Raw genomic sequence first — 13792 nt, 5'->3', positions numbered from 1 at the left:
CAGGGGCCTCGCCTACACTGGAAACCGCCATGATCACACCTCTTAACGCAGAATCCGCGCCCGAAACCTCAAATCGTTCGGCCACGCCGATTATTCTCGATTCGAACGGGTACGCCGGCACGGGGCAAAGCGAACAGAGCCCACTGCTCGACGGGCTCAACCCGCAGCAGAAAGAGGCGGTCGAATACCGCGGCCAGGCGTTGCTCATCATCGCCGGCGCCGGTTCGGGCAAGACCAGCGTACTGACCCGTCGGGTCGCGAGCCTGCTGGAAACCCGCGATGCCTGGCCAAGCCAGATTCTCGCCATCACCTTCACCAATAAGGCCGCCGCCGAAATGCGCGAACGCGTGCACGCCATCCTCGGCCAGGGCTCCGATGGAATGTGGATCAGCACCTTCCACTCGTCGTGCGTGCGCATACTGCGCCGCGAAGCCGAGAAGATCGGCCTTGCCCGCACGTTCAGCATTTACGACTCGGCCGACACCAAGGTCACCCTCAAGCGCATCATCAAGGGGCTCGACGCCGATACCTACGGGTTCACTCCCGGCTCGGCGGGCGCCAAGATCTCCAAGCTCAAGAATGAGCTCGCCGACGCGGATTCCTACGCCCGCAATGCGAACATGAGCGACCCGCAGGAGGTCATGTTCGTCGAGATTTTTCGTCAGTATTCCGCTCGGCTGCGCGCCGCGAGTGCCCTCGACTTCGACGACCTCATCGGCGAGACCGTCTACCTGTTTCGCGCGTTCCCCAAGGTGGCCGCCCTGTATCGGCGTAGGTTTCGGCACCTGCTGGTCGACGAATACCAGGACACCAACCACGCCCAGTACGCCCTCGTGCACGAGCTCACCCGGCCGGTCACCGTCGAGCTCGCCCAGGAGATGGAAGACGACGGCGTACACGTGCGTAACCTGCGTGACGCCACCGGCGCCATCCCCGGGGCGTCGCTGACCGTGGTCGGTGACTCCGACCAGTCGATCTATGCCTTCCGCGGGGCAGACACCCGAAACATCAGCGGTTTTGAACGGGACTACCCGGGAGCAAAGGTGATTCTGCTGGAGCAGAACTACCGATCGACCCAGAACATTCTCTCGGCAGCGAATGCGGTGATCGGCCACAACTTCGACCGCACCGACAAGAAGCTCTGGAGTGCCGGCGGCGACGGCGAGAAGATCGTCGGTTTTACCGCGTATTCCGGGCACGACGAAGCCCAGTTCGTCTCCGATGAGATCCAGGTGCTGCACGCCGCCGGCATGGCCTACCGCGACATGGCGGTGTTCTATCGCACCAACGCGCAGACCCGAGCGCTGGAAGAGATTTTGGTGCGCTCGGCCACGCCGTACCGGGTGGTCGGTGGCACCAAGTTCTACGAGCGAGCCGAAATCAAGGATGCCCTGGCCTACCTCATCGCCGTCGCCAACCCGGTCGACGAACTCGCCCTCCGCCGCATTCTGAACACCCCCAAGCGCGGCATCGGCCCGGCCACCGAAACCGGGCTGTCGAGCTTCGCCGACGACAACGAACTCACCTTCCGGCAGGCCATGCGCAACTCGGCCGCACTCGGCCTCGGCCCCAAGGTGACCGGGGCCATCCTGAAACTGGCCGAACTGCTCGACGCCGCAGCGCTCATGCTCGTGCCGACCTCGGTCACCGATGACGGTGTGCCGGTCGGTGGCTCCAACGTGTCCGAAGTGCTGGAGTTTCTGCTGAGCGGCAGCGGGCTGCTTGCCGTACTGCGCAACAGCCGCGACCCGCAAGACGAGGTTCGGGCCGAGAACATCGAAGAGCTCGTCGCCCAGACCAAGGACTTCAACAAGGAAAACCCCGACGGTGGCCTGGTTGACTTTCTCACGCAGGTCTCCCTCGTGGCTGCGGCCGACGACCTCGACGACGCCTCCGGCACGGTCTCGTTGATGACCCTACACACCGCGAAGGGCCTCGAATACGAGGCCGTGTTCCTGACCGGCGTTGAAGAAGGGCTGCTGCCGCACCAGATGTCGGCGAACGAACCCGGCGGCCCCGCAGAGGAACGCCGCCTGTTCTACGTCGGCATCACCCGTGCCCGCAAACGGCTCTATCTCTCGCTCGCTATGACGAGGGCCCAGTTCGGCGACATCAACGTGGCCATGCCGAGCCGATACCTGCAGGAGATTCCGGCCGATCTCATCGACTGGAAGCAGTCGCCGGGCATGGCTAACTCCCGCGGGGGCACTCAGCCGCGGGCGCTCAACGCGCGACGCGACGGCGGCTTCGGCGGCTTCGGCAACTCGCTGGGCGGATCGGGCAGTTCAGATGGATTCGGCGGGCGCAGCAGTGGCAGCAACAGCGCGAAGCAGACCGGCCTGCCGCCGGGCAAGCCCAAGACCGAGTGGGCCAACAAGATCACCGGAACGGTGCGCGACAACGGCACCCTCGAGCTGGAAGCGGGCGACCGCATCCGTCACCACGACTTCGGCGAAGGCCGGGTCAACCAGGTCACCGGTGAGGGCACCAAGCGCATCGCGCACGTGCAGTTCGACACAGCGGGTGCCAAAAAGCTGTTGATCAAGATCGCCCCGATCGAAAAGATCTAGCGTTCTGCTTCCGCTGTGCTCGACGCATTGGTAACACACAGACTGTTCACAGGCTCTCGATAGCTGTTCGAGGGGCGCCCGCCCGATGCTCGTCTCATGAGCCTCGATACGCGCAAAACTCGAATCGGCACCGCGCCTGCGAACACCCCACGGGTGACCTCGCCGCACCCCGCATACAAAAAACGGATGCGCCTCGCTGACAGCCTGCAGATTCTCTGTGTTGCCTCGGTCGCCATCGTGGTCGCCATCTTTCTCGCGGATGGGGGAGCAGCCAAGTTCGGCACCCCCGCCGACGCGTTCACGTCCCTGGGAATCGTCGCGGGCCTGGTCGGAACCGACTTGCTGCTCATAATGCTCGTGCTGGCCGCTCGGCTGCCCCCGATCGACCGCGCCTTCGGGCACGACCAGGCTATGGCCGTGCATCAGTCGCTCGGCAAGCCGGCCCTCTACCTCATCCTCGGTCACGCTGCGCTGCTCATCACCGGCTATGCGCTCGCCGAAAACGTCAACGTTGTTGCCGAGACCTGGAACATGTTCACGACCCTGCCCGACATGCCGCTCGCCTTTCTCGGCCTGGCGCTCATGATCGGTGTCGTCATCACCTCGCTCGTGGTGGTGCGCCGCAAGTTTCGCTATGAGGCCTGGCACGCCGTGCATCTGCTCGCCTACTTCTCGGTGCTCGTGGCCATCCCGCACCAGTTGAGCGTCGGTGGTCTGCTCCGGGACGGTGCCATTGCCCGGTATTACTGGCTCGCCCTGTACGCGGCGGTAGCCGGCTCCATCATCGTGTTCCGATTTTTGCTGCCGGTCATCCGGTCATCGCGCCACCGCCTCGTCGTGGACCGCGTGGACGCGGTCGCTCCAGGCGTCGCCTCAATCACCCTGACCGGCCAAAAGCTGGACAGGCTCCGGGCGACCTCCGGACAGTTCTTCGTCTGGCGGTTCTGGGCCGATGGACTCTGGTGGCAGGCGCATCCGTTTTCGCTGTCGTCAGCGCCGAGTGAGCGCGGACTGCGCATCACGGTTCGCGGCCTGGGCGATGCTTCGAAGCAGCTTCCCCACTTGAAACGCGGCACCCGGGTCAGCTTCGAAGGTCCATATGGGCTGTTCACCGAGAACGCTCGAACCTCGCTCCGCGTTGTGCTGATCGCCGCAGGCATCGGCGTCGCCCCCATTCGGTCGCTCTTAGAAACGGTGTCGTTCGCGCCCGGCAACGCCACAGTACTGCTCCGCTCGCACAACCTTGGCGATACCTACCTGGTCGACGAACTCACCGACCTGTGCCGGCTGCGCGGCGCCGAGCTGCGCATCATCGCCGGCAAACGCCCCCAGGGAGTCAGTACCTGGCTTCCCGCAGATGCCGTCAGGGCCCGAATCTCCCTGAGCACGATCGTGCCCGAGCTCGAAAGCTCAGACATCTATATCTGCGGTCCCCGACCCTGGACCGACGCCGTCGTGCGCGACGCCCGCTCTGCCGGGGTGCCCAAAAAGCAGATCCACTACGAAAGGTTTGACTGGTGAGAGCACGCGCGGTAGCCCTGGCCACCCTGGCCTCCGTTTCGATCGTCGGTATCGGGTGGCAGTTGGGATCCTCGGCGATTGAGGCCTCGCAGAGCCTGACCGCGTCCAGCGGCGGCACCGCCTGGGCCGCTGCCGCATCAGCGGCCCAGGCGGCAGCGCAGTCAGGCACCTTCACCGGCGCGGTGGTGCCGACCCAATACGGCAACATGCAGGTGTCGGTGACCCTCGCCAACGGCGCGATCACCGAGGTCACCCCGCTGCAGCTGACCAACCGTGGGGGCCGGTCGGCCGGTATCAGTAATCAGGCCGCGCCGATTCTGCGCTCCGAGGTGCTCACCGCGCAGTCCGCGAACGTGCACAACGTCAGCGGTGCCACGTACACGAGCGAGGGCTACCTCCGGTCGCTGCAATCAGCGCTTGATACGGCCGGATTCTAGGGTGGCGATTCTGGGCGGGGACTACGAGCGGATGCCGGCGCGCACCTGTGCAACGATGGGGACGGTCGTGAGCCTGCGCCTGGGTGGTTCCGCCGGAGATGTTGATTCCGCTGCCGTCGAAGTGGTCAAGTCGGTATTTCGTCGCTGGGACGAGCAGTTCAGCCTGTACCGGGAGGACTCGGAACTGAGTCGCATCGCGCGCGGGGACATCCGTTTGACCGAGGCGAGTCAGAGTCTGCGCACCTGCTACGCCCTCGCGTTGGACTGGCGTGAACGCACCCAGGGCGTGTTTACGCCACATCGTGCCGATGGCGTCATCGACCTCTCGGGCGTGGTCAAGGCGCTCGCCATCGCCGAAGCCGGAACAGCCCTGACGGCGCGCAGCCCGGCCAATTGGTCGATCAACGCTGGCGGTGATGTCCTGGTCGGTGGGAATGCCGGGCACCCCGAATGGGTCGTGGCAATCGTCGATCCCGGCAATCGGAGTGAGGTGATTGCGAACGTACCGCTGGGGTATCCGCTTCGTGCCGTGGCCACCTCGGGCAGCGCGGAACGCGGCGAACACATTTGGACGCCCCGGAACGGCGAACCGTCGCCGTTCCGGCAGGTGAGTGTGTTCGCGGCCGATATCGTCACTGCTGACGTACTCGCGACGGCGATCGTGGCCGGCGGAGAGTCGACGCTGAGCGAGATGACCGAGCGCTTCGCCATCGACGTACTCGCGGTGCTGCGTGACGGCCAGTTGCTCGCAACTCCGGGACTGAGGCGGACCGCATAGGCGATTTTTTGTGACGGACAACGTGGCAGACAGTTGGTCCGTGGCGTTTGGTCGTCTGGTGGCGCGACGATTCTGCTGCTTCGAATCGACCGCGCTCGCGTGGGGGAGCGGCTGATCCTGAAATCAGGCCGCGGTTGGCGTCCACTGGCGGCCTCGGCGGAGCAGGAGCGCGGCGATGGCCCGCCAGCCGAGCAGGAACAGGCCGAGCACGATGGTCGTGACGATCGCGAAACTAAGTTGAACGCCCTGACCGCTGGCGAGGCGTAGCAGCAGGCCACCCGCTACGGTGGCAATCCAAATGCCGACGCCGGTCCAAACGATACGGCGCGGGTGTCGCCAGGCACGCAGCAGGAGCCAGCCGATAATCAGGCCGCCGAGGAACGGCCAAGAGGTCACGCCGAGTCCCGCCAGACTTTCGCCGTGGCTCAATCGGCCGATCGCAGCGAAAGCCAGCACGAGGGCCGCGTCAAAAACGCCCGCCGTACTGATCGATGATCGCGATATGGAGCCAGCTCCGATGCGCAGTGTTGCCATATTTTCAGCCTATCCACCCGGTCGGCACGGAACCCGGAGTTGGCTGTGAGCCCAGCTCGATCAGACGCTGCCGCCGATGAGGGCGCCGATCACATAGGTCACGGCGAGGGCGAGGATTCCGCCGATGACGATGCGGGCGATGGCCCGCGACTTGGGGCTGTTGCCGAGGTGGGCGCTGAGCCAGCCGGTGATGACGAGGGCGATCAGGACCGCGACGAACGTGGCGCCGATACGGTATTCGGCCGGCGGCAGCAGTACGGCGAGTAGGGGGAGCGCGGCGCCGACGGTGAAGGCGATAGCGGATGCGTAGGCCGCATGCCAGGGGTTCGACACGTCTTGTTCGGTGATGTGCAACTCAACCTCGAGGTGGGCTGCGAGGGCGTCATGCTTGGTGAGCTCGACTGCCACCTGCCGGGCGGTGACGGATGAGAGTCCCTTGGCTTCGTAGAAGCCAGCCAATTCGGCGAGCTCCTCCTCGGGCTCGTTCTCGAGTTCCCAGGTTTCCTTGGCGATGAGGGCGCGTTCGGAGTCGCGTTGGCTGCTCACCGAAACGTACTCGCCGAGGGCCATCGAAATGGCGCCGGCGAGCAGGCTCGCAACCCCGGCGATGAGGATGACGTGGGAGTCGGTGGTGGCAGCGGCAACACCGACGACAAGGGCGGCGACGGAGACGATGCCATCGTTCGCGCCGAGAACACCGGCGCGCAGCCAGTTCAGCCGGGAAGCGAGGCCGGCGGCGTGCGGTTCCACCGCTTGAGCAAGATCAGTCATAGTACTAGATAACCACCCAGCGGGAGCGTCGTCCAGCAAGGTGTGGCTAGCCTTCGCGGTGGCGTTTCGTGGCAGCACGGCGGTGTTTCGGCAGCTCTGCGAGTGCGCCCTGACGCTCGAATCACGCGCTAGAGTTTTCACGGGCCGGTATGTCTTGATGTCGAGCTAATTTACGGCGAGGACTGCTGTTACCACTAACCTCATATATCTTCACCGGCGGTGTGATCGCCAAGACGCGGATTGGAAGAGCAGCGTGGATCTTTACGAGTACCAAGCGAGAGACCTTTTTGAGGAATATGGTGTGCCGGTTCTGCCGGGCATCATCGCGGACACCCCCGCCGAAGTACGCGCAGCGGCCGAGAAGCTCGGTGGCGTTGTCGTGGTCAAGGCGCAGGTCAAGGTCGGCGGCCGCGGCAAGGCCGGCGGCGTCAAGGTAGCCAAGACTCCGGATGACGCCGAGGCCGCTGGCCAGGGCATCCTGGGCCTCGACATCAAGGGCCACACCGTTCACCGCGTCATGGTGGCCGGTGGAGCCCGCATCAAGGCGGAGTTCTACTTCTCCGTCCTACTGGACCGCTCCAACCGGTCCTACCTGTCGCTCGCCAGCTACGAGGGTGGCGTGGAGATCGAAGTTCTCGCCGTCGAGAAGCCCGAAGCGCTCGCCTACACGGCCATCGATCCCTCGGTCGGCATCGACCTCGCCGTGGCGAAGCAGATCGCTATCGACGCCAAGTTCCCGGCCGAGCTCGTCGACAAGGTCGCCCCGGTCTTCGTCAAGCTCTACAACGTATTCAAGGGTGAAGACGCGACCCTGGTCGAGGTCAACCCGCTGGTGCTCACCGAAGAGGGCGACATCATCGCGCTCGACGGTAAGGTCACTCTCGATGAGAACGCCGATTTCCGTCACCCGAAGCACGCTCTTCTCGAGGACGCCGCTGCGGCCGACCCGCTCGAAGCCAAAGCCAAGGCTGCCGGCCTCAACTACGTCAAGCTCGACGGTGAAGTCGGCATCATCGGCAACGGGGCGGGGCTCGTCATGAGCACCCTCGACGTCGTCGCCTACGCCGGCGAGAATTTCGGCAGCGTCAAGCCGGCCAACTTTCTCGACATCGGGGGCGGAGCCTCCGCTGAGGTGATGGCCGCCGGCCTCGACGTCATTTTGGGCGACCCGCAGGTCAAGAGCGTTTTCGTCAACGTCTTCGGTGGCATCACCGCGTGTGACGCCGTCGCCAAGGGCATCGTGGGTGCGCTCGCCGAGCTCGGTTCGAGCGCCAACAAGCCGCTCGTTGTTCGCCTCGACGGCAACAACGTCGAGGAGGGTCGTCGCATCCTCGCCGAGGCGAACCACCCGCTCGTAACACTGGCCGCCACCATGGACGAGGGCGCCGCCAAGGCCGCCGAACTCGCCCACGCAGCGAAGTAAGGGACAACCACGCATGTCAATCTTCCTCAACAAGGACTCCAAGGTCATCGTTCAGGGCATCACCGGAGGTGAGGGCACCAAGCACACCGCCCTCATGCTCAAGGCCGGTACCCAGGTCGTCGGTGGCGTCAACGCCCGCAAGGCCGGTACCACCGTCGTGCACGGCACCGTCGAGCTGCCCGTTTTCGGCACGGTCGCCGAGGCCGTCGAGAAGACCGGCGCCGACGTGTCGATCATCTTCGTGCCGCCGGTGTTCACCAAGGACGCCGTCATCGAAGCGATCGATGCCGAGATTCCGTTGCTCGTCATCATCACCGAGGGTGTTCCCGTGCAGGACTCGGCCGAGTTCTGGGCCTACGCCATCAAAAAAGGCAACAAGACCCGCATCATCGGCCCGAACTGCCCCGGCATCATCACGCCCGGTGAGGCACTCGTCGGCATCACGCCGGCGAACATCACGGTCAAGGGCCCGGTCGGGCTCGTCTCCAAGTCGGGTACCCTCACCTACCAGATGATGTACGAACTGCGCGACCTCGGCTTCTCCACCGCGATCGGTATCGGTGGCGACCCCATCATCGGCACCACGCACATCGATGCCCTCGAGGCCTTCGAGAACGACCCGGAGACCAAGGCGATCGTCATGATCGGCGAAATCGGCGGCGACGCTGAAGAGAAGGCCGCCGAGTACATCAAGGCGCACGTCACGAAGCCGGTCATCGGCTACGTGGCCGGTTTCACCGCCCCCGAGGGTAAGACCATGGGCCACGCCGGCGCCATCGTCTCCGACGGAGCCGGAACCGCTCAGGGCAAGAAGGAAGCCCTCGAAGCCGCCGGAGTCAAGGTAGGCAAGACGCCGAGCGAGGCTGCGAACCTGCTGCGTGAGGCACTCGCCGCACTGTAATTCACTGTCGGAAGGGGCTCGCCGAAATTTCGGCGGGCCCTTTCTGCATGGGTGGGCGCGTGCTGGTGAGCATTATCGGCCCGGCGATATAGGCTCGCAACGGATGAACCGCATAACGACCGCCCTGCTCGCCGCTCTCGAGGCTCTACTTATCGTTGCCATTGGCATCGGTATCGCGATGGTGCCGCTCACCGTGCTCTGGGCCGCCCACTTCGGCCTCTCTGTGGAATGGTTCGTCTTCTGGCGCGCTGCCGCTGATATCTGGTTGCTCGGCAACGGCGTCGACCTCACGGTGCAGCTTGGCCCTGACGTCGCCGCTGCGCTCGCCCTGACCGGCGCAGACACCCCTTTTCTCATCTCGGTGGTGCCGCTCGGCTTCGCAATGCTCTCGGTGCTGATGGGCGTGCACACTGGCCGTCGCGCCGCCGAGACCCCGCACCTCGTCACCGGCGTCGGCGTCGCCGTGGGCACGTACGCAGTTCTCGCTGCGCTGGTGACCGTGTCCGCGGTGTCGGAAACGGTTGCGCCCAACCAATTGCAGGGGCTCGTGCTGCCGACGCTCATCTATGCTGCCGGGGTTCTGGTGGGGGCGGAACTGGGGCGGCGCAAGACCGCGGGGGCGGTGGTCGGCCTGGATCGGGTGAACCGCGGTATCCGCTCGGCCTACCAGCGGATACCGCACACCGGTCGCACCGTCATCGAGGGTGCACTGCGCGGTGGAACAGCCGCCGCCGCGGGCGTGCTGATCGTGTCGGCCGTGGCTGTTGCCGTGCTCATCGCGGTCAATTACGCGACCATTATCGGGCTCTATGAGGCGGTGCAGGCCGGTATCTTCGGCGGCGCTACCATCACCCTGGCGCAGCTCGCACTCATTCCCAACCTCGTTATCTGGGCTGCCGCGTGGTTCGTCGGGCCAGGCATCGCGCTCGGCGCTGGCACCACCGTCTCGCCGATCGGCACCGTCGTGGGAACCCTTCCCGGCCTGCCTCTGTTCGGCGCCCTCCCGCAGGGCACCCCGACCTACGGCTTTCTCGGGTTGCTTGCGCCCGTTCTGATCGGTTTCGTTTTCGCTGTCGTGACCCGGCAGTTTTTGGACCGCGCTGGGGTTCCCGAGAGAACCACGCGAGCGCACGTTTTCACCGGCCTCGGCATGGGCGTCGTCGCCGGCACACTCCTCGGCCTGCTCGCCTGGTGGTCGGCCGGCGCGATGGGCCCGGGTCGACTGGTTCAGGTCGGGCCGAATCCGCTACTGGTCGGCGCGCTCGCCGCCGCCGAAATCGGCGTCGCTGCGGCACTCGGCATGCTCGCCGGCCGGGTACGGCTCCCCTCTCGGCGCTCCGCCAAACGGTAGGCTCAAGATCGTGCTGTCTATTGTCGTGCTGATCTCCGGTGGAGGATCCAACCTGCGAGCCCTGCTGGAAGCGTCAGAAGACGCCGAGTTTCCGGCACGAATCGTGGCGATCGGAGCTGATCGTGACGCCGACGGGCTCGAGCTCGGCGTCGAATTCGGTGTCCCCGCCTTCTCCGTCCCGTTCTCCTCTTTCGCTGACCGGGCGGCCTGGGGCGACGAACTGCTCGCGCAGATTCAGCAGTGGCAGCCCGACCTGGTTGTGCTCAGCGGCCTGATGCGGCTGCTGCCGCCGCGCGTGGTCGCCGCCCTGTCGCCAAACCTGATCAACACCCATCCCGCTTACTTGCCCGAGTTTCCGGGGGCGCACGCCGTGCGCGATGCCCTGGCCGCTGGCGCGGTTCGAACCGGAGCGAGCATCATCGTGGTCGACAACGGTGTCGACGCTGGCCCCATCCTGGTTCAGGAGCGCGTCGACGTTCTGACCGGCGACACCGAAGCTTCCCTGCAGAATCGCATCAAGATCGTCGAGCGGCGCCTACTCATCCAGGCTGTGCTCGACATCGCCAACGGACACATGAACCTCAAGGAGAACAGCAACGCATGATCGCTCACACCAGCGCGCCCAGCTCGTACCGTAACCGGGACCAGATCGTGATCGAGCGTGCGCTCATTTCCGTTAGCGACAAGACCGGACTGCTCGAGCTCGCCGCTGCACTGACAACCGGAGGCGTCGAAATTGTTTCCACCGGCTCCACCGCGGCCACCATTCGCGCCGCCGGCTACGACGTCACCGACGTCTTTTCGGTTACGGGCTTTCCGGAATCGCTCGACGGCCGGGTCAAGACCCTGCACCCCGGGGTGCACGCCGGCATCCTCGCCGACCTGCGCCTCGAAGCGCACGAAGCGCAGCTGACCGAGCTCGGCATCAAGGCCTTCCAGCTTGTCGTTGTCAACCTGTACCCCTTCGTCGAAACCGCCCTGAGCGACGCCGAACCGGCCGACGTGATCGAGCAGATCGACATCGGCGGACCGGCGCTCGTGCGGGCATCCGCTAAGAACCACGCCAACGTGGCCATCGTCGTCGACCCGGTCAACTACGGTGAGATCATCGAAGCCATGGCCGCGGGTGGCTCAACGCTCAAGCTGCGTCAGAAGCTCGCCTCGCTCGCCTTCGAGCACACCGCCGACTACGACCTGAGCGTCTCGGCCTGGTTCACCGAGAACGTCTACGACCAGTGGCAGGACGACACGGAGGCGCTCGATGAAGACGCCACCTTTGACGACGACGATGACGACGACGACGATGATGACGACGAGTCGCCGTTCCCCGAGGGGCTCGGCATCGAGGTCACTCGCGACGCGATCTTGCGCTACGGCGAGAACTCGCACCAGGCAGCCGCGCTCTACGTCGGGGACGGTGGCCGCGGCATCGCGCAAGCCCGGCAGCTGCACGGCAAAGAAATGTCGTACAACAACTACGTCGATGCGGATGCCGCGGTGCGCGCCGCCTTCGACTTCAGCGAGCCGGCCGTTGCGATTGTCAAGCACGCCAACCCCTGCGGCATCGCCATCGCCAAGCCCAATGCACCGGATCCCATCGCATCCGCCCACCTGCGCGCGCATGCCTGCGACCCAATCTCCGCGTTTGGCGGCGTGATCGCTGCGAACCGCGTGGTCACTCTGGGTATGGCCGAAACCATCAGCGAGATCTTCACCGAAGTGCTCGTCGCCCCCGGCTTTGAACCGTCAGCAGTGGAACTGCTCACCAAGAAGAAGAACATCCGCCTGCTGGAGCTGCCCGCCGACTATGAGCGTTCTTCGCTCGAACTGCACCAGATCTCCGGCGGCCTGCTCGTGCAGGAGACCGACAGCTTCGAAGACTTCAGCTCAAGCGGTTGGACTCTCGTAGCGGGTCCCGAAGTGGATGCCGCCACCCGCGCCGATCTGGAATTCGCCTGGAAGTCCTGCCGCTCGGTGAAGTCGAACGCTATTCTGCTCGCGCACGCCGGGGCATCCGTCGGGGTAGGTATGGGCCAGGTCAACCGGGTCGACTCCTGTCACCTCGCCGTGAGCCGCGCCGGCGAACGGGCCGCGGGTTCGGTCGCCGCGTCGGATGCGTTCTTCCCCTTCGCCGACGGCCTCGAAGTGCTGCTCGACGCTGGCATCGCCGCCGTCGTGCAGCCCGGCGGATCGGTGCGCGACCCCGAGGTCATCGCCGCAGCCACCGCGGCGGGTGTCTCGATGTACTTCACGGGAGAGCGCCACTTCTTCCACTAGGTTTCCACCCACGAAAAGCACCTTCGACGTTGAATCGGGGGTGCTTTTTGGGTAGTCCGCACGCCCACCGGTTATCCTGAACGCGGCGGTGCCACACACCGGCGCCGCCACACTCGGCCCACAAGGCCCGAAACAATGGAGTTTCCATGACCCTCACGCACCCGGCCGCAGCCCTCGATTCCCTCGCGCAGATTCCACTTTCCCATGAAAAAGTATTGATCGAAACGGGAAAACGATCTGGGCTGATGATCACGGTGGCCATCCACTCGACCCGTCTCGGCCAGGCCCTCGGCGGCGCGCGCCTCTGGCAGTACGCAAGCTGGACCGACGCGGTCGCCGACGCCCTGCGCCTCTCCGCAGCCATGACCCTGAAAAACGCGGCCGCCGGTCTCAACCGCGGCGGTGGTAAGAGCGTCATCTATCTGCCGCTCGGCACGGTGCTGACCGACGCCGGGAAGCGGCTGGCCATGCTCGACCTCGGCGATGCCATCGAGAGCATGAAAGGCGCGTACATGACGGCCGAAGACGTCGGAACGAGCGCCGAGCTCATGGCCATCGTGGCCGAACGCACGAGCCACGTCTGCGGGCTGCCTGCCGCGAGCGGCGGCGTCGGCGAGCCAGCGGATGCCACAGCGGCCGGCGTGTACGCGAGCATCGAATCCACCCTGGAGGCACTGTTCGGCAGTCGCGAGGTGCGCGGCCGCCACCTGGTGATCTCGGGCCTCGGCCAGGTTGGTGGCCGCGTTGCAACGGCCGCCGCTGGCGCTGGCGCCACCCTCACCGTCACCGACATCAACCCCGACAAGCGCGCGCTCGCCGATGAACTCGGCGCCCGTTGGGTGCCGGTCGCTGATGCGCACCGGGTGCATGCCGATCTGTTCGTGCCGTGCGGCCTCGGTGGTGTGCTGACATCCGCCGTGATCGCGGAGTTGAACGTGCTCGGCATCTGCGGCGCAGCCAACAACCAGCTTGAGAATCCGGCCGGCGCCGCCCAGTTAAATGCGCGGGGCATTCTCTGGGCGCCCGATTTCGTCGTCAACGCCGGCGGCGTCGTCTACCTTGACCTGGCGAGCGAACCGAACGCCGATCGCGCCAAGATCACCGAGCGCGTTGCGGGCATCGGGTCCGTGCTCACGCAGATCTTCACGGATGCCAGCGCGAGCGAGATCACGACCCTCGCGGCCGCCGAACTGCTCGCCGTGACCCGCCTGAACGCCGCCAGCTAGGCT

Annotated in this window: 12 protein-coding genes; 10 read left to right on the top strand and 2 right to left on the bottom strand. The window is 65.5% G+C overall.

Features of this window, described 5'->3' with window-relative positions:
• Positions 1–29 precede the first annotated feature (29 nt).
• The 4 genes from CXY83_RS16685 to CXY83_RS16670 all read left to right on the top strand — a co-directional run bounded on the left by CXY83_RS16685 (position 30) and on the right by CXY83_RS16670 (position 5306).
• Entirely contained in the window at positions 30–2570 is a 2541-nt protein-coding gene (locus CXY83_RS16685) for an ATP-dependent helicase (protein ID WP_104198411.1), read from the top strand.
• Positions 2571–2666: 96 nt separating this feature from the next.
• Positions 2667–4091 carry a ferric reductase-like transmembrane domain-containing protein gene (locus CXY83_RS16680; protein ID WP_233201028.1) on the top strand — a complete coding sequence of 475 codons (1425 nt, stop codon included), beginning with the start codon at positions 2667–2669 and terminating at the stop codon, positions 4089–4091.
• Positions 4088–4528: an FMN-binding protein gene (locus CXY83_RS16675; RefSeq protein ID WP_104198410.1), complete on the top strand. Its 441-nt coding sequence runs from the start codon at positions 4088–4090 to the stop codon at positions 4526–4528. Before CXY83_RS16680 ends, CXY83_RS16675 begins: the two co-directional genes overlap by 4 nt.
• A 1-nt stretch (position 4529) precedes the next feature.
• The gene (locus CXY83_RS16670; RefSeq protein ID WP_369831178.1) at positions 4530–5306 is read left to right on the top strand and encodes an FAD:protein FMN transferase; all 777 of its coding nucleotides are present in this window, start codon (positions 4530–4532) and stop codon (positions 5304–5306) included.
• Positions 5307–5429: 123 nt separating this feature from the next.
• On the opposite strand, the gene CXY83_RS16665 is transcribed toward CXY83_RS16670, so the two are convergent.
• Positions 5430–5840: a DUF3054 domain-containing protein gene (locus tag CXY83_RS16665; protein ID WP_104198409.1), complete on the bottom strand. Its 411-nt coding sequence runs from the start codon at positions 5838–5840 to the stop codon at positions 5430–5432.
• A gap of 60 nt (positions 5841–5900) precedes the next feature.
• A complete protein-coding gene (locus CXY83_RS16660) occupies positions 5901–6611 on the bottom strand; it encodes a VIT family protein (protein ID WP_104198408.1) in 711 nt (236 codons plus the stop codon).
• Between the two features lie 253 nt (positions 6612–6864).
• Here CXY83_RS16660 and sucC point away from each other — a divergent pair, with 253 nt between their 5' ends.
• The 6 genes from sucC (at position 6865) to CXY83_RS16630 (ending at position 13789) form a co-directional block, all read left to right on the top strand.
• Entirely contained in the window at positions 6865–8034 is a 1170-nt protein-coding gene (sucC, locus tag CXY83_RS16655; RefSeq protein WP_104198407.1) for an ADP-forming succinate--CoA ligase subunit beta, read from the top strand.
• Positions 8035–8047: 13 nt separating this feature from the next.
• On the top strand, positions 8048–8935 hold the full coding sequence (sucD, locus tag CXY83_RS16650; protein WP_104198406.1) for a succinate--CoA ligase subunit alpha: 888 nt from the start codon (positions 8048–8050) through the stop codon (positions 8933–8935).
• Positions 8936–9038: 103 nt separating this feature from the next.
• Positions 9039–10286, top strand: a complete 1248-nt coding sequence (locus CXY83_RS16645) for a DUF6350 family protein (protein WP_104198405.1) — start codon at positions 9039–9041, stop codon at positions 10284–10286.
• Positions 10287–10296: 10 nt separating this feature from the next.
• Positions 10297–10890 carry a phosphoribosylglycinamide formyltransferase gene (gene purN / locus CXY83_RS16640; protein WP_104198404.1) on the top strand — a complete coding sequence of 198 codons (594 nt, stop codon included), beginning with the start codon at positions 10297–10299 and terminating at the stop codon, positions 10888–10890.
• The gene (gene purH, locus CXY83_RS16635) at positions 10887–12563 is read left to right on the top strand and encodes a bifunctional phosphoribosylaminoimidazolecarboxamide formyltransferase/IMP cyclohydrolase (RefSeq protein WP_104198403.1); all 1677 of its coding nucleotides are present in this window, start codon (positions 10887–10889) and stop codon (positions 12561–12563) included. Before purN ends, purH begins: the two co-directional genes overlap by 4 nt.
• A 146-nt stretch (positions 12564–12709) precedes the next feature.
• On the top strand, positions 12710–13789 hold the full coding sequence (locus tag CXY83_RS16630; RefSeq protein WP_104198402.1) for a Glu/Leu/Phe/Val dehydrogenase family protein: 1080 nt from the start codon (positions 12710–12712) through the stop codon (positions 13787–13789).
• The last annotated feature ends 3 nt before the right edge of the window (positions 13790–13792 follow it).

The organism is Cryobacterium sp. M15 (genome assembly GCF_002929675.1).
In the GTDB taxonomy this organism is placed as follows: Bacteria; Actinomycetota; Actinomycetes; order Actinomycetales; family Microbacteriaceae; genus Cryobacterium; species Cryobacterium lyxosi.
This window is presented reverse-complemented; position numbering and strand designations above follow the sequence as displayed.

Bases quoted from the DNA above. Each gene is read 5' to 3' on its own strand.
- CXY83_RS16685 (WP_104198411.1), top strand. From the start codon at position 30: ATGATCACACCTCTTAACGCAGAATCCGCGCCCGAAACCTCAAATCGT.
- CXY83_RS16645 (WP_104198405.1), top strand. From the start codon at position 9,039: ATGAACCGCATAACGACCGCCCTGCTCGCCGCTCTCGAGGCTCTACTT.
- sucD (WP_104198406.1), top strand. From the start codon at position 8,048: ATGTCAATCTTCCTCAACAAGGACTCCAAGGTCATCGTTCAGGGCATC.
- purH (WP_104198403.1), top strand. From the start codon at position 10,887: ATGATCGCTCACACCAGCGCGCCCAGCTCGTACCGTAACCGGGACCAG.
- CXY83_RS16680 (WP_233201028.1), top strand. From the start codon at position 2,667: ATGAGCCTCGATACGCGCAAAACTCGAATCGGCACCGCGCCTGCGAAC.
- CXY83_RS16630 (WP_104198402.1), top strand. From the start codon at position 12,710: ATGACCCTCACGCACCCGGCCGCAGCCCTCGATTCCCTCGCGCAGATT.
- CXY83_RS16660 (WP_104198408.1), bottom strand. From the start codon at position 6,611: ATGACTGATCTTGCTCAAGCGGTGGAACCGCACGCCGCCGGCCTCGCT.
- CXY83_RS16665 (WP_104198409.1), bottom strand. From the start codon at position 5,840: ATGGCAACACTGCGCATCGGAGCTGGCTCCATATCGCGATCATCGATC.